Source organism: Marinomonas phycocola (assembly GCF_047525455.1).
Taxonomy (GTDB): domain Bacteria; phylum Pseudomonadota; class Gammaproteobacteria; order Pseudomonadales; family Marinomonadaceae; genus Marinomonas.
This window is the reverse complement of the sequence record NZ_JBLIXL010000001.1, coordinates 266,802-283,619: the sequence shown is the minus strand read 5'-3', so window position 1 is coordinate 283,619 and position 16,818 is coordinate 266,802. Positions and strand designations below refer to the sequence as shown.

At 40.3% G+C, this 16,818-nt stretch carries 15 protein-coding genes; 8 read left to right on the top strand and 7 right to left on the bottom strand.

Annotation, left to right across the window (positions count from 1 at the left end):
* Positions 1 to 64 precede the first annotated feature (64 nt).
* The 5 genes from ACMUMJ_RS01375 to yjgA are packed head-to-tail and all read left to right on the top strand — an operon-like array spanning position 65 to position 4,205.
* Positions 65 to 1,546: an RNA polymerase factor sigma-54 gene (locus tag ACMUMJ_RS01375; RefSeq protein WP_414677004.1), complete on the top strand. Its 1,482-nt coding sequence runs from the start codon at positions 65 to 67 to the stop codon at positions 1,544 to 1,546.
* 17 nt (positions 1,547 to 1,563) lie between these two features.
* A complete protein-coding gene (locus tag ACMUMJ_RS01370) occupies positions 1,564 to 2,019 on the top strand; it encodes a PTS sugar transporter subunit IIA (protein ID WP_414677003.1) in 456 nt (151 codons plus the stop codon).
* 2 nt (positions 2,020 to 2,021) lie between these two features.
* Positions 2,022 to 2,291 (top strand): HPr family phosphocarrier protein, encoded by a 270-nt coding sequence (locus ACMUMJ_RS01365; RefSeq protein ID WP_414677002.1) that lies wholly within the window; start codon positions 2,022 to 2,024, stop codon positions 2,289 to 2,291.
* A gap of 24 nt (positions 2,292 to 2,315) precedes the next feature.
* Complete coding sequence (mgtE, locus tag ACMUMJ_RS01360; protein ID WP_414677001.1) at positions 2,316 to 3,668, top strand: magnesium transporter; 1,353 nt, start codon at positions 2,316 to 2,318, stop codon at positions 3,666 to 3,668.
* Between the two features lie 6 nt (positions 3,669 to 3,674).
* Entirely contained in the window at positions 3,675 to 4,205 is a 531-nt protein-coding gene (gene yjgA, locus ACMUMJ_RS01355; protein ID WP_414677000.1) for a ribosome biogenesis factor YjgA, read from the top strand.
* 39 nt (positions 4,206 to 4,244) lie between these two features.
* On the opposite strand, the gene ACMUMJ_RS01350 is transcribed toward yjgA, so the two are convergent.
* The 7 genes from ACMUMJ_RS01350 to ACMUMJ_RS01320 form a co-directional block, all read right to left on the bottom strand.
* Positions 4,245 to 5,072 carry a carbon-nitrogen hydrolase family protein gene (locus ACMUMJ_RS01350; RefSeq protein WP_414676999.1) on the bottom strand — a complete coding sequence of 276 codons (828 nt, stop codon included), beginning with the start codon at positions 5,070 to 5,072 and terminating at the stop codon, positions 4,245 to 4,247.
* 6 nt (positions 5,073 to 5,078) lie between these two features.
* Entirely contained in the window at positions 5,079 to 8,873 is a 3,795-nt protein-coding gene (locus ACMUMJ_RS01345; protein ID WP_414676998.1) for a YhdP family phospholipid transporter, read from the bottom strand.
* Between the two features lie 12 nt (positions 8,874 to 8,885).
* Complete coding sequence (rng, locus tag ACMUMJ_RS01340; RefSeq protein WP_414676997.1) at positions 8,886 to 10,340, bottom strand: ribonuclease G; 1,455 nt, start codon at positions 10,338 to 10,340, stop codon at positions 8,886 to 8,888.
* The gene (locus tag ACMUMJ_RS01335) at positions 10,333 to 10,944 is read right to left on the bottom strand and encodes a Maf family protein (RefSeq protein WP_414676996.1); all 612 of its coding nucleotides are present in this window, start codon (positions 10,942 to 10,944) and stop codon (positions 10,333 to 10,335) included. Before ACMUMJ_RS01335 ends, rng begins: the two co-directional genes overlap by 8 nt.
* A 12-nt stretch (positions 10,945 to 10,956) precedes the next feature.
* Positions 10,957 to 11,430, bottom strand: a complete 474-nt coding sequence (gene mreD, locus ACMUMJ_RS01330; RefSeq protein ID WP_414676995.1) for a rod shape-determining protein MreD — start codon at positions 11,428 to 11,430, stop codon at positions 10,957 to 10,959.
* Positions 11,427 to 12,209 (bottom strand): rod shape-determining protein MreC, encoded by a 783-nt coding sequence (mreC, locus tag ACMUMJ_RS01325; protein WP_414676994.1) that lies wholly within the window; start codon positions 12,207 to 12,209, stop codon positions 11,427 to 11,429. Before mreC ends, mreD begins: the two co-directional genes overlap by 4 nt.
* A gap of 70 nt (positions 12,210 to 12,279) precedes the next feature.
* On the bottom strand, positions 12,280 to 13,323 hold the full coding sequence (locus ACMUMJ_RS01320; protein ID WP_414676993.1) for a rod shape-determining protein: 1,044 nt from the start codon (positions 13,321 to 13,323) through the stop codon (positions 12,280 to 12,282).
* Between the two features lie 249 nt (positions 13,324 to 13,572).
* On the opposite strand from ACMUMJ_RS01320, the gene gatC reads away from it, so the two are divergent.
* From gatC to gatB, 3 genes are read left to right on the top strand one after another with little or no spacing between them, the layout of a single operon-like run.
* On the top strand, positions 13,573 to 13,860 hold the full coding sequence (gene gatC, locus ACMUMJ_RS01315) for an Asp-tRNA(Asn)/Glu-tRNA(Gln) amidotransferase subunit GatC (protein WP_414676992.1): 288 nt from the start codon (positions 13,573 to 13,575) through the stop codon (positions 13,858 to 13,860).
* A gap of 14 nt (positions 13,861 to 13,874) precedes the next feature.
* Complete coding sequence (gene gatA / locus ACMUMJ_RS01310; protein ID WP_414676991.1) at positions 13,875 to 15,338, top strand: Asp-tRNA(Asn)/Glu-tRNA(Gln) amidotransferase subunit GatA; 1,464 nt, start codon at positions 13,875 to 13,877, stop codon at positions 15,336 to 15,338.
* Positions 15,338 to 16,783, top strand: a complete 1,446-nt coding sequence (gene gatB / locus ACMUMJ_RS01305) for an Asp-tRNA(Asn)/Glu-tRNA(Gln) amidotransferase subunit GatB (RefSeq protein ID WP_414676990.1) — start codon at positions 15,338 to 15,340, stop codon at positions 16,781 to 16,783. Before gatA ends, gatB begins: the two co-directional genes overlap by 1 nt.
* The last annotated feature ends 35 nt before the right edge of the window (positions 16,784 to 16,818 follow it).

The following is a 16,818-nucleotide window of genomic DNA, read 5'->3' as shown; positions in this document are numbered from 1 at the left end:
TTCCCTAAAAAGGGAGTACTATGCATAACTCGTTCCAACATAACCACACAAAAAGCGTTTCTATATGAAGCAGTCTCTACAATTGAAAATGGGTCAGCAACTGACCATGACACCACAGTTGCAGCAAGCAATACGCTTATTGCAACTTTCTACCATCGACTTACAACAAGAAATTCATGAATTCCTTGAATCGAACCCATTATTAGAAATTGATGATGAAGAAAATGCATCTGAATCTACTCAAAACGAATTAAACTCAGAATCGGATCAAAAAAAACAAGAAGACTTAAACCATCAAAATCAAGAAGAAGCCAAACTTGAATCTGAATGGACAGACAATATCCCTGAAGAGTTGTCTATCGATAGCTCTTGGGAAGATACATTTCAAAGCTCAGCAGCTGTTTCTGATTCTCAAAGTTTTGAAGGTGATTTTGACTTCGAAAGTCGAAACTCTGCTGCGGAAAGTATACAAGACCATCTAATCTGGCAATTAAATCTCACAACAATGTCAGATAGAGACCTTGAAATAGCTTATTCTTTTATAGAAAGCGTGCAACCTGATGGCTACCTGAGCACACCTATTAATGAAATATGGGTGTCCTTACAAGAGCACATTGACGATCTGGAAGAAGACGAGATTCTTGCTGTCCAACACAGACTTCAGCGCTTTGATCCTATTGGGGTATGCTCTGTTGATTTAAGAGAGTGTTTATTAGTTCAGCTAGAAGCTTACTCAGCACACCCTCTATACAAAAACACCCGTCTGGTTGTTGATCAGTACTTACACCTTTTAGGAAACAGAGACTTTGCTCAGCTTTGCCGACGAGCAAAACTCAAAGAAGACACCTTAAAAGAAGTCATTCAACTTATTCAACAACTCAATCCACGCCCAGGAAGCCTGATCGACGTAGATGATACAGATTATGTCATTCCGGATGTATCGGTGAAAAAGAAAAATGGTGTGTGGCAAGTAGAACTCAATAATGATGCATTGCCTCCAGTGAAAATCAATAAAGCCTATTCCACTATTGCGAGCACACTCAAAAACACCGAAGATGCAACGTACATAAAAAACTCCTTACAAGAAGCCAAGTGGTTTATTAAAAGCCTTCAAAGCCGAAATGAAACACTGTTAAAGGTAGCGAGTTGCATCGTAAAAAAACAAATAGACTTTTTTGAACTCGGTGAAGAAGCAATGAAGCCAATGGTTTTACATGATGTTGCCGAGGAAGTCGGCATGCATGAATCCACGATTTCCCGAGTTACAACACAAAAATACATGCATACACCAAAAGGAATCTTCGAGCTAAAATACTTTTTCTCTAGCCATGTAAACACCGCATCAGGTGATGGATGCTCATCAACAGCAATTAGAGCAATGATTAAAAAACTGGTTGCGGATGAACCCGCAAAAAAACCGTTAAGCGACAATAAATTAGCCACTATACTGGAAGAACAAGGCATAAATGTAGCAAGACGAACTGTTGCAAAATACAGAGAAGCAATGAATATTCCACCATCAAATGAAAGAAAACGTTTAGTTTAATTTTGGATTAAAGACTCATGTCACTTATCACTATGTTAAAACCGGAACTTGTTCTGGCAAAACAAAATATAGTTAGTAAAAAGCGAGCCCTAGAAAGCATCGCCAACGCGGTATCCGATAGATTGCATTGCGATAAAAATGCCATATACAGCGGTTTATTATCAAGAGAGAAACTCGGAAGCACAGGCATTGGCGAGGGCATTGCCATCCCCCATTGCCGTTTAGAATCCGCTAACCATGCTGCTATTTTAATCATGTCTTTGGAAAGTCCTATTGATTTCGACTCTATTGACCGTAAACCAGTAGATTTAATTTTCGCACTAATTGTGCCTCCGAATGAGTGCGATGCACATCTTTCGACACTTGCACAAATTGCGCAGTTGGCCCAATCTCCTAATGGCTTAAACTCATTAAGAGAAACACAAACCAATGAATCATTATTTGTAGCGTTCGAAAAATTACTACAAGGATAATTATGCAAGAACAATCTATTACTATCATCAATAAGTTAGGCTTGCATGCTAGAGCGGCAGGTAAACTAGTAGAAACAACGTCTCGGTTTGGTTGCGACATTACCATTGAAAAAGACGGTCGCAATGTCGACGGAAAAAGCATTATGGCAATGATGATGTTAGCGGCAGGCAAAGGAACTGAGATTACGATTAAAGCCAATGGTGACGATGAAGATAATGCATTGGTAGCGATCATTGATCTTATCAACAATCGTTTTGGTGAAGAAGAGTAGATTTTTACCTAAGAAAAAGAAAACATGTCTAAGCAAGAAACTTTAAAGCATTTAAAAACCGTTACAGCGTCTTTAGAAGCTGGCACTACTTCTCAGATACGTTATCTACTTAATGGCGCACTTCCTGCTCAGGATGTAGCTCGCCTATTAGAATCCTCTCCTCCAAAAGAAAGGCAACTTCTCTGGGACTTTGTCGATGATGAAAATGAAGGAGAAATCCTACAGTATTTAACAGAAGACGTTAGTATCCCCTTTTTAAAAAAAATGGATACCAAACAACTTCTCGCTGTATCAGAAAAGTTTGAAACCGATGATCTTGCAGACATTCTTCAACACCTACCAGAAACCATTGTTACAGAAGTGCTGGCATCCATGTCAGCACAAGACCGCTCTAGAGTCGAAACACTATTAAGCTATCCAGAAGACTCTGCCGGCGGCTTAATGAATACCGATACGATAACAATCCGCCCCAACATTACCGTAGACATTGCCTTTCGCTTCTTAAGAAGACACAACAAACTCCCAGACATGACGGACAATTTATTAGTCGTAAGTCGGTCTGATCGATTTTTAGGAACACTTCCACTCACTAAATTACTTGTCGCAGACATTAACTCAACCATTCGTGAAATAATGGATACGGAAACAACCATTATTACAGCCAATACTTCATCAAGCGAAGTCGCCCAACTATTCGAAAAATTAGATTTAGTCTCAGCTCCAGTAATCGATGAAAAGAACGGTAAACTATTAGGCCGAATAACAATAGATGACGTAGTTGACGTTATACGAGACGAAGCAGAGCACTCCATGCTAAGCATGGCAGGTCTTGATGATGACGAAGACACCTTCGCCCCTGTAATGAAAACAACCAGACGAAGAGCCGTTTGGCTAGGCATTAACTTAATTACCGCATTTATTGCCTCTTATGTTATAGGCCTTTTTCAAGGCACATTAGACCAAGTCGTTGCCCTAGCCATCCTGATGCCCATTGTTGCCAGTATGGGGGGTATCGCTGGCTCACAAGTTCTTACATTAGTGATACGGGGGATCGCATTAGGACAGATTGGATCGACAAATACACGTTGGTTATTAAACAGAGAAATCATTGTTGGCGTGCTAAATGGCATACTCTGGGCCACAGTTGTAGCCATATTAACTGCATTCTGGTTTGACAACTTCAAGATAGCCTATATTATAGCTGGCGCAATCATTATTAACCTTTTGTTTGCCGCTATGACAGGTACACTTTTGCCAATAGCATTGAATCGCCTTGGAATTGACCCAGCCCTTGCAGGAAGCGTGATCTTAACCACAATAACAGATGTAGTGGGATTCCTTTCCTTTCTTGGATTAGCAACAATATTTCTTATTTAGGTTAACATGACAGAATTCGAACAGTTAGAAGACGACGAAAACTACAAAAGTAAAACTCAGATAAAAAGAGAAGTAGAAGCCTTACAAGTAATTGGTACTAAATTACTTGCTTTGAGTAAACAGCAACAGTTAAAAGTTGAGATGTCAGAAACATTGCGTGCAGCTCTTTTAGAGGCCACTCGAATAAAACAACGAGAAGCAATGCGCAGACACATGCAATACATTGGTCGCATTATGCGCAATGAAGATCATGAAGCTATTGCAGCAAGAATTGCTTTGTTTGACAGCTCATCAGCCGCTCATAACAAATTATTTCACTCTTTAGAAAGTCAAAGGGATTCTTTAATTGGAGAAAATAGCGCGACTGAAGTGCAAAAATATTTAAAAGAAAACCCAAGCATCGATATTCAGCACTTTAGACAGCTTGTTAGACAGTCAATAAAGGAACTTGCTGAAGGTAAAAAAACATCTGCTCGCAAAAAACTGTTTAAATATCTGCGTGAAATAAAAGAAACAAAATTAGGTATTAATCTGTAAACGCATTTAAATATCACTAGGAATGTACTTACGAGATAGTTAAATAAAACGTCTATGTTCTAACACTGGCATAGACGTTTTGCATTCTAAAATACGATTCGTATCTATCTCAACATACAAGTTATCTGGGACATTCTCTAATTGTCCAAGATTCTCTCCCCAGGGCGAATAACACACACTATGACCATAAGTTTGTCTAATTTTTGTATGATAACCGCATTGGTTCACCCCTAACAAAAACACTTGATTTTCTATCGCTCGTGATTGCAATAAAACGTCCCAATGGGCCTCACCCGTCACATAAGTAAATGCCGCAGGAACCACTATTAACTCAGCCCCCATTTCAACCAAGATGCGAAATAACTCAGGGAAGCGCAAGTCATAGCAAATAGACAAACCTACTTTTACCCCATCAACATCGATTACAACGGGCGTTAGATCCCCCGGCTCAATAAAATCAGATTCTTTATACTTCCCTACACCATCAGAGACATTGACATCAAACAGATGAATCTTGTCATAACGTGCACACAAACCAGAAATAGGGGAAAAAACCAAACAAGACTGCCTTACTCTTTTTCCTTGCACAACACTGCCATTAGGCCTTGCTAAAGAAGGGTGTGAGCCGAGAATAATCCAAACAGAGTTCTGTTGAGATAACGCGGTTAACGTTGCATAAATTTCATCTTGAACCTGCTCTTGCTCAACCAGTACCCTCATGTTCTTCCCATCAAACAAGAGTGCATTTTCAGGTAAAACAATTAATTGAGAGCCCGCTTCAACGGCATTGATAATACGTAATTTAATTTCAGCTAAATTCGTCCTCCAATCTGAACCACTGGTCAATTGAACTGCACATAACTTCATTTTAAATTACCTTTGTATTGGTTGATACTTGATTGTTTTTATCTCGGGATCATCAAAAGAGCCTTTTACTTCATACTGAACACTGGTCACTTTCGACAGCTGATCTCCTATCAACTTATCTGTAATAAATAACAACCCAGCCACTTGTGGTGCACCCAAAAGAAGACCTGCAATGGGTAAACTGTTGCCCAATGGAAAACTCGCTGTAAGCCTTTCATCAAGAGTCTCAGTTATCAAGTTTGCCTCACCCGCAAGAACAAACTCTGCGGTTGGAGAGCTAATCTCTATTGGCGATGCTGTATTTACAATACCATCTTTTAAAGAGAGCCCTCCTTTAAAAGTGTCGTATGTCAAACCTGGTTCATACACATCCGTAAAATCAAGAGCAAGTCGACGGGCTAACGCATTAATATTAAAAATGCCCAATGCTTTCAAAAATGGAGGCAAGCGATCAATTTGAGTAAATTTACCTTTTTTAGCATTAAACACAATGCGACCAGATACTGACTCTTTATCAAAATAAAGAGGATGCCCCAACCAACTCAAATTCACATCAACACTGTATTCTTTTGATGTTAAAAACGGTGTGGGCGCAAATTTTCTGGTGAGCTCTGCCGCATCTCCCCCTTCGATAGAAATAACCAATTCCACATTTGAACGTCCATCTTGATCTTGCCAAAACAAACTGCCGCTGAAATGCCCTTTCGAAAGCTTTGTCGTAATAGGCTGGACCCTTACTCGATGCCCTTCATTAATTAAAGACATCGCCCAGTCTCCGTAACTCGCTCCATTGTAAATAAGCTCATCAACCTGAACATCGATGTTAGGGACCTGTGACGCTTTAATAGGTGACTTTTTAGCGTCTTCAGCATCATTGGACTCAGGAGAAGACCAATTAATATACCCTGCGTGTAATAGGTATTTATTGTCTGTTTTACTCAACTTTATATTGGCCTCATCAGAATCTATTTGAAATACTTCAGGGGCAATTAAACGATCATAAGACAATTTAACATTATGAAAATCATTTGAATCATTTATCAATACAGCGTCTGCTATAAACTGAATTTGATTCAGCCAGCTCGGGATCTCTACAACCTCCCTTGATGTAACATTATCAACGTCATTAGCGTATTTTCCATAAGCGCTCAACCAATCAGAAAAATTCACAAATGGTAACTGGCCTATTAAATTGAAACCGGGTTCAATTTTATCCACTAAAGGACGATTTGAACCAACCAGCAGTTCCCCCCCATTAATTTCACTGTCTTTTACTTTAAATCGAGTACGAACCAATTCATCATATTGCATCGTTACAACAAACTCTTGTTCAGCACCAAAAAGGCTCAATGAAAAATCTTTTATCTCCTCATCTGTTTTTTGAAAAGGCGTAGGTAAATCAATTGCACTACCAATAAGAGTGCTTTTCACATCAAGAAAAACATCGCCAACTGTATGGCTATTAATTGATAAATCAGCCTCATACGGAATGCCGCCAGAAGATGACTCAACCAACAATCGTGGTACATTTTGCCACTCTAAAACTTGCTTGAGATCGACCTCTCCCTCTAACGCAACTTTAATCTCTGTCACATCGTCACGTATTTTTGATGTCAAGATTGCTGTCGACTGCCCTCCGAATGCATCAAAGATCAACTTAGAATTCGTTAACCCATCATTCGAATGAAAATGTACCGCCCCCGACACCTGCTCGGCATCAAGATCCAAATTGTTAATTCTCAGATAATTGTCTAGAAACTCTAAATTTAAACCGACAACAGGTTCCCCTTCCTGTCTAAACAAAGGTAGCGACACAGCAAAGTCCCCTGAAACAGCACCAGAAGCAGCCCAATCACTAAACGGAGATAAAACCGATTGAGACAAATCAGTACTTCTCAATAGAACCAACAAATCATTCAACTCATATGATAAAGGACCTGATATAGACAGATCATTAGCGCCTTTTTCAAAAGGTAACTTAACATCAATATCTGCCACATCTAACGTCGATAACCGTGCACGCTCTACGTGAACTAAAATCCCATCTTGATCCAATTGAAAGCGCCCTTTTACATCATTAGCCAAAGGCCAATCAGGGGCAAACTGAATATCCACATCACTTAGATCCATATCTAATCGTACATGAGGGACAGACGTTTTATCCAATTCACTTTGAATAACCAATTCCAAGGAGTCCACTTGACCCGCTTTCAATGAAGATCGAATCCACTCTTTTGTTTCGTCATCTAACGCCACGTTTGGAATGTAATCTAAGCGGTCCTGAATAGGAATATTCTTTCCTTTAATATCCAATAAGAACCAGTCTGGATAATCTTGCTTTACTTCTAAACGAAATCCAGCATCGATATTCGCACCATTACGCTCAATATGCAGATCTTTACCACTCACTAGAAACACATCATTTAGCTTGCCCCATTCAACTAAACCAGACAGAGCCATTACATTCCATGTATCATCATATAAAGTTGGAAAACCAATGCTCGTGTTTTTCCCATCAAATTCAAGATAACCGTCAGACTCAGATAAACTTAATATCCCGTTCAGCCCGCTAACTTTAGGGATACCATTAAAACCATTAGCAGATGCATTTTTTAAATTACTAACGTATTCAAAATTAAAAGGGTTGTCGATTGAGATATGCAAAGAGCCATTTTTTGCCTTCCCTTTAAAATCCATTTCGTCAAGTAACTTACGAGCAAACCACTTGGGATTGATATAAGTGGATGCCCATCGACTTACCAATGACAAATCCACCTCATCAAACAATACATCGATATTTCTCTTCCCTTTCAGACTTAAATCTACAGAAAGGTTTGTCGATCCATATGCGTTTTTCTGTGCATCAAAAAGCTGCAAATCAGACACTTCTAAGCGCCCACTTTCTTGCCTTAGATTATAAAAACCACTAAATTTAGATGAACCAGAAAGCGTTTTATTATCCGTCGACACCACATTTAGGGCGTTTAATAGCCCTGTAGTTTGAATCATTTGATTATGTTGATAGCGTACCCACAATTCAAATTGTCCAGAGAAAGAATCAAAACCAAACTCAGGTAACTCGGTAATACTTTCTCTATCTAAACGAATTTCTGGAGAGGTAAGATGCGCATTAATTTGATAATCATCCCCAGGGTGCAATTCAATCTCTAAAGACAATGAAAATGGACTTTCTAATTGGCTATGATTCAGGTCCGTTTGAATTCCAATTCCATTATTAATTCGTTGCATATAGAAAGTGTCCGTTGAGAAAACACCATTACCATACGAATCACTCTTTAAATGCACCTCCCCATCAAGCAATGTAATTTGCCTTTGGGTAACAAGATAGTCCATCAACCTTACTGAACCAACACCACTGCCATCATTACCACCCGAATGACTTCCTGCAATGCGCCACTGCCCTAGCGATTCAACAACATCTACTCTGGGCTTAATAAATCGAATGTAAACAAAGTGAGGCGTTAAGTTCATGAACGACTTTAGTAAATCAATTCGAATTGACAATGCGTCCATTTGAATTGCGGATGACACCTCCTCCGTATCTAAAGCAATGCCACGAACAGTAAATGTTGGGTCTATACCTTCAAGAGAGGCGGTAATCTGATCAATTTTAACTGGGTAGCCTATAATTTGAGTTAAGTTACTCTCAATCTGAGGCTTATACTCATTGGCAAAAGGAAGGGTATATTTGAATACAACCAAGCATGAAATGAAAGAAATAAAAAATAAAACCGCCACCCACCAAATAGCACCAGTGATTATATTGACGACCTTATTCATCTTTACTACCTATTATCTTAAAACAACATCATATTGATCTTGAGTGTATACGGGGTCTACTTGAAAATGAATTGTTTTTCCAATAAATGCTTCCAATTCAGCAACAGCCACACTTTCTTCGTCTAAAAAGCGCTCAACCACAAAACTCGATGCCAACACTGTGTATGTTTGAGAATTATACGCTCGATCCGCTCGTAAAATTTCTCTAAACACTTCATAACACACCGTCTCTGGTGTTTTTACTAAACCGCTGCCTTTACAAGATTTACAAGGCTCACATAAAGTTTGGCCCAAACTTTCTCGAGTCCTTTTTCGAGTCATCTCAACCAGACCAAGTTCAGATACACCGGTTATCTTAGTTTTAGCATGATCTGTATCCAATACTTTCTCTAACATTCTTAATACTTGACGCTTATGCTCTTCATCTTCCATATCAATAAAGTCAATGATGATGATGCCGCCAAGGTTACGCAATTTTAACTGTCTTCCGATCGATGTTGCCGCTTCTAAATTGGTTTTATAAATGGTTTCTTCTAAATTTCTACTTCCAACAAAAGCACCGGTATTAACATCCACAGTCGTCATCGATTCTGTTTGCTCAACCAACAAATAACCACCAGACTTTAGCTGAACCTTACGATCCAATGCTTTTTGAATTTCATCTTCGACGCTGTACAAGTCAAAAATAGGCCGCTCTCCTGGGTAATATTCAATACGATGACCCAAGTCAGGAATAAAATCCTCTGCAAAAGCTTTTAATTTGACGTAATTTTCTTTTGAGTCTATGCGAATTTTTTCCGTTTTCAGGCTAACCAAATCCCTCATAGTTCTAAGGTGGAGTGGTAAATCATCATAAATTACCGCTGGCGCTTTTACCTGAGTCATACGTTTTTTGACCGACTGCCATAACCGTGTCAGAAATTTAATATCAGATAGAATTTCTTCTTCGCCCGCACCTTCTGCGGCGGTTCTTAGAATATAGCCACTGGTTTCATCCGCATTAGTTAATGCAGCCGATACCAATTGCTTTAAACGCTCTCTTTCTTCTTCATCTTCAATTCTTTGACTCACACCCACATGCGCTTGGTCTGGCATATACACAAGATAACGAGATGGAATAGATAAATGCGTTGTTAACCGCGCCCCTTTTGAACTAATCGGATCTTTAGTAACCTGCACCACAAGAGACTGACCTTCACGCAAATAATCTCCAATTTGATCACTTGGGTTGACCGCATCACGACGTACAACTTCCGACACATGGATGAATGCCGCCCTTTCAAGACCAATATCAACAAATGCAGCCTGCATACCTGGCAACACCCGAACAACCTTACCTTGATAAATGTTACCAACAATCCCTTTGCGACTTGAGCGCTCGATATATACTTCCTGTAGCCCACCATTTTCAATCAAAGCAACACGAATTTCCATTGGCGTAACATTAATTAATACGTCTTCACTCATGCAACATCTCCTGTAAAGGGTGTATTCCTATTTGCTCAAACAATTTAGCCGTTTCAAATAAAGGCAATCCAACAATGGCCGAATAGGAACCTTTAATCGACGCAACGAATACAGACCCTAAACCCTGTACAGCGTAAGAACCTGCTTTGTCTTTCGGCTCGTTTGTTTTCCAGTATTGCTCTATTTCTAAATCTGAAATAGACCTAAACTCAACTTCCGTTACAACGTTAACCTCATAAACTTGCTCAAATCGACTGTCGAATAAACAAACTGCCGTCATAACGTGATGAGAACGTCCTGACAAAGCTCTTAGCATTCGTTTTGAATCTTCAATAGAAGTGGGTTTTCCTAAAATAGTATTATCTATTACCACACTTGTATCCGAGCCAATGACAATCGGGTTAATAGCCGAATCAATGCTAGACAATTGCCATTTATCAAAAGCGGCGTATGCTTTCTCTCTTGCCATTCGCAACACATAACAGTCCGCTAATTCAGACTCATGAACAGACTCATCAATATCTGCTGGCAATATACTAAAACGAGGAATAAGCTGCTGTAACAGCTCTTGCCTTCTAGGTGATGCTGAACCTAAAATGATCATGAATGAACATCCTTACCGAATAGAATACATACGACGAACACTACGTAACACAATAAAAGACCAAGGCCATAATAATCCAGTAATAAGCGCGGGCATAAAAATCATTAATGTTGGTTCGGCGCCCCCTGAATAATAATCAATCCAGAAATCAATTAATTGGTTTAAGCTCACCAATAAGGCGACAAAAATACCTTGCTGCCAACGATGATACATGCGCAACCGCTTATAAAATACAGCACAAGAATACGTAATAATGACATATGTTAGTGAATGCTGCCCCATAATGCCGCCCTGAAGCAGATCCACCATAAGTCCAAGAACCCATGCAACACCAACACCCACTCTAAATGGTAAAGCAATAACCCAATATAAAATAACCAACAAAGCCCATTCAGGGCGATACCACAACAACGCTTCAGGAAAAGTTAATGCTTCTAGCATCAAACCGGCAATCAACGTTAATATAAAAACAAAGCTGGATTTCATTGCGCTTCCTGCCCTGACTGATCTATTAACATAACATGTCTACTTCGAGCCAATTGAGCAAGAGGAACAACGTCAACATCAGCATAGGGCTTCCCAAGAACATGTCGCACCGCTCGAACCACCCCTACTGGATAATCACTTGGAAAACGAGTATCCAAACCAGACGTTGTCAATATATCCCCTTTCTTTAAATCCGTTGAGTGAGGGACACTTAATAGCTCCATCTGTCGCAAATCTCCAACCCCTCTTAAAATGCTGCGAAACCCAGTTCGAGACAACTGCACAGGTACATAATGGCTCGCATCCGCTATAAGTAAAACGCGACTATTATACGCACTTGTTTCAATCACCTGCCCCAATACCCCAGTTGCATCAAGTACAGCCTGCCCAACGTAAGCACCAGTCGAAAAACCTTTATCAATTAACACCTTATGACTGTATGCATTTTGATCAAAGCCAATCACTTCCGCCATAATGATTTTTTCTTCAACTCGCTGGGAGGCATCAAGTAACTCTCGTAACCGTACATTTTCTGCTCTTAACGAATCCAGTTTTTGCAATCGACTACGCAATGTCAGCAACTCTTGATTTAAAGATTGGTTTTCTGCCACCAAGTCTTCCCGGCTGGCAAGATGCTCAAAAGACCATGAAATGACTTTTTGAGGAGTGGTTACAACAATTTGAATAGGGGTAACTAACCAGCTAAGATAAGGTCTAAACGGAGAAAATATGGAGTGACGAGTATCACCCCATATTAAGAGGACAGATAAAAGAACCAAAAAGACAAAGCGTGCCGAGGAAACCTTGCCTTCAAAAAACAGTGAGCTATTGATAAAAAACTCCTAAGCTCTATTCGTTATCCGCAGTAAATAACTCGGATGCGTGTTTATCCATCATCTCTAAAGCCATACCACCGCCACGCGCAACACAAGTTAATGGGTCATCAGCAATAATGACAGGTAAGCCCGTCTCCTCGCTAATCAAACGGTCAATTTCACGAAGTAAAGCGCCACCGCCAGTAATAACTAAACCAGATTCAGCTATATCACCAGCAAGCTCTGGAGGCGATTGTTCAAGAACACCTTTAATCGCTTGCACTATCTGAGCCAACGGCTCTTGTAAAGCCTCTAGAATTTCACTACTTCTCAGAGTAAAGCTACGCGGGATACCTTCAGCAAGATTACGTCCTCGAACATCAATCTGTAGCTCTTCGCCCGTATGATAAGCCATGCCTATTTCAGTCTTAATGCGTTCAGCGGTAGCATCACCAATTAAACTACCATACTGACGACGAACATACGTTGTTGTTGCTTCATCAAAACGGTCACCACCAACACGGATCGACTCAGAGGCAACAATGCCATTCAAAGAAATGATTGCAATTTCTGTTGTACCACCACCAATATCAATAACCATAGACCCTGACGCTTCAGCAACAGGTAACCCTGCTCCAATTGCGGCTGCCATAGGTTCTTCAATTATATAAACTTCTCTTGCTCCAGCACCTAGCGCAGACTCTTTTATTGCTCTACGTTCTACTTGCGTAGATTTACAAGGCACACACACCAAGACTCTTGGACTTGGTTTTAAAATACTATTTTCATGGACTTTTGAAATGAAGTACTGCAGCATTTTTTCTGTTACATGAAAATCTGCAATTACTCCGTCTTTCAATGGCCGAATAGCCGTTATATTACCAGGCGTCCTACCTAGCATTCTTTTTGCATCAGTACCAACAGAGGCCACTGTTTTTTGATTTCCGTTATGACGAATAGCAACAACAGATGGTTCATCAAGAACAATTCCGCGATCACGAACATAAATAAGGGTATTAGCCGTCCCTAAATCGATCGATAAATCACTTGAAAACATTCCCCTAATTTTCTTAAACATGAATTTCTACACCCTGATAGATACATTACGAAACAGCATGAAAATGTAACAACCATAAGGCTTTTGAGCAAGCTGAAAGACACGAAATTTGCAAATTGACCCCATCTATTTTGTTGTTTCATAAAATTATTTTGTTTTTCATACTTGTCAGCGAGTTTTTACAGTTAGAAGCTTTCTACTCAAGTTCTATCTAGATACAATAGAAGCCATTTTATTTTCATTCATATATAAAATTTATTTAGGTGAAATATGTCACTCAACAAACAAGATGTGCAAAAAATCGCTCATTTAGCCCGACTGTCATTATCGGACAATGAGTCTGAGCAATATCAAGAATCTATATCGAGTGTGTTAACGCTCGTTGAGCAAATGCAGTCAATCAATACAGACGGCATAGAGCCTCTATGCAATCCGCTTGAGATGACTCAGCGATTACGTGAAGACGAAGTTACGGAATCCAATCAGCGCGATTCATATACAGCAATCGCACCTCAGTCTGAAAAAGGACTTTACTTAGTTCCGCAGGTTATTGATTAATAGGATTTATCAGCATGCACAGTCAAAACATCACACATCTTGCGCAAAAGCTGCGTGAAAAAGAATTTTCAAGCGTTGAACTTACACAGCACTACCTTGATCGTATCAAGCAATTCGATGGCTCTTTAAACAGCTTCATTACACTTACTGGAGAGAAAGCGTTAGAGGCAGCAAGAACAGCCGATCTGCGCATCAAAAATGGTGAAAAAAATCCATTAATTGGCATACCTGTCGCCCATAAAGATCTTTTCTGCACACAGAATACTCTCACAACCAGCGCATCAAAAATACTGCATAACTTTGTGCCACCATACGAATCAACAGTCACGCAAAGAATGCTGGATTCAGGCAGCATAATGCTCGGAAAGACCAATATGGATGAATTTGCCATGGGTTCTTCAAATGAAAACAGTTATTTTGGCGCTGTAAAAAATCCATGGGATCTAAACAAGGTTCCAGGTGGCTCTTCAGGTGGCTCAGCGGCCGCCGTTGCTGCGGGATTAACCGTTGCGGCGACCGGGACAGACACAGGCGGCTCCATTCGCCAACCTGCCTCTTTCTGTGGCATTACCGGACTCAAACCAACCTATGGTCGCGTTTCTCGCTTCGGCATGATCGCCTTTGCTTCCAGCTTAGATCAAGCAGGAACAATGGCTCGTTCAGCAGAAGACTGCGCACACATCATGAACAGCATCGCTGGCTTTGATGAAAAAGATTCCACATCATCTAATACCAAAACGGAAGATTACACCGCCCAACTAAACCAACCTCTTACTGGGCTAAGAATCGGCCTACCAAAAGAGTATTTTGGCAGTGCTTTAGACCCAGAAGTTGCCAAAGTCACATTGGATGCAGTTAAAGAGTTTGAAAAATTAGGCGCAACAATTGTAGATATTTCTCTACCAAACCTAAATTTAAGCATTCCATCTTATTATGTTATTGCACCTTCTGAAGCATCATCAAACCTATCTCGCTTTGATGGGGTACGTTTTGGGTATCGCTGCGAAGCCCCTAAAGACCTTCTAGATATGTACATGCGTTCTCGCTCTGAAGGCTTTGGCGCTGAAGTTCAAAAACGTATTATGGTAGGCACATATGCTTTATCGGAAGGCTATTATGACGCCTATTATTTGAAAGCCCAAAAAATTCGTCGCTTGATAAAACAAGATTTTGTTGATGCCCTCACACAAGTTGATGTCATCATGGGACCTGTCGCCCCAACAACAGCGTTCAAGCTAAATAGCAAAAACCAAGACCCTGTCGCAATGTATTTAGAAGACATCTATACATTATCCGTTAACCTTGCGGGCATTCCAGCCATGTCTATTCCGGCAGGATTTATCAATAACATGCCTGTTGGTTTGCAAATTATGGGAAATTACTTTGCAGAGTCAAAATTGCTAAATATTGCCCATCAATTCCAGCAACACACAGATTGGCACACCCAAACCCCAAACTTGACTGAAGGAGCATTATAATGAGCTGGGAAATTGTAATCGGTCTTGAAATTCATGCTCAATTGTCCACAAAATCCAAATTATTCTCAGGCGCAGCTGTTGGTTTTGGCGCAGAGCCAAACACTCAGACTGCGTTAGTCGATCTAGGAATGCCAGGGTCACTCCCTGTTTTGAACAAAGAAGCCTTACGAATGGCGGTTATGTTTGGGTTAGCAGTGAACGCTGAAATTGGCATGAAATCTGTCTTCGCTCGTAAAAATTACTTCTATCCAGATCTACCAAAAGGCTATCAAACAAGCCAAATGGACGACCCAATTGTTGGTATTGGCCATTTAGATATATCTCTTGAAGACGGAACAACCAAACGAATTGGCATCACTCGTGCTCACTTAGAAGAAGATGCAGGTAAATCATTACACGAAGATTTCCATGGCATGACAGGCATTGATTTAAACCGCTCTAGCACACCACTACTTGAGATAGTTTCTGAGCCAGACATTCGCTCAGCAAAAGAAGCAGTTGCGTATGTCAAAACCATACATTCGATTATTACTTACCTAGGCATTTGCGATGGAAACATGGCCGAAGGATCGATGCGTTGTGACGTAAACATTTCATTGAGACCAAAAGGCCAAGAAGAGTACGGCACACGAACTGAAATAAAAAATGTGAACTCATTCCGCTTCATTGAAAAAGCCATCCATACCGAAGTAGAAAGACAAGCAGACATTCTAGAAGACGGTGGCAAAATCGTTCAAGAAACCCGCCTGTATGATCCAGAAAAAGATGAAACTCGTAGCATGCGTTCAAAAGAAGACGCTAACGACTACCGCTACTTCCCTTGCCCTGATTTATTGCCAGTTGAACTGACACAAGAGTATGTGGACGTCATCAGAAACACACTACCGGAGCTACCTGCTCAAAAAACACAACGCTTTATGCAGGAGTACCAACTCAGCGAATACGACGCTAACGTTCTTTCCTCTTCTAGAGAAATGGCCGACTACTTCGAAACCGTCACAGCCGTGGCAAAAAACGCAAAGCTATCTGCTAACTGGGTGATGGGTGAGCTAAGTAAATTACTAAATCAAAACCAACTTGATGTATTCAAGTCACCTGTTTCAGCAGAAGGTTTAGGCCTATTGCTTCTTCGTATTGAAGACAACACCATCAATGGGAAAACGGCTAAAGACGTTTTCCAAGCGATGTGGAATGGTGAAGGGTCCGCTGATCAGATAATTGAAAACAAAGGACTAAAACAAGTCACCGACACAAAAGCCATCGAAGAGATGATTCAATCTGTACTGGATGCAAACCAATCTCAGGTTGATCAATATCGTTCATCCGACCCGGATAAACAAAAGAAAATGAACGGTTTCTTTATAGGACAAGTAATGAAAGCATCTCAGGGCAAAGCAAATCCAAGCCTAATTAACCCGATACTGGCAAAACTTTTAAAAGGCTAGTCCAAAAAAAGCCCTCAACCAAAAAATTGAGGGTT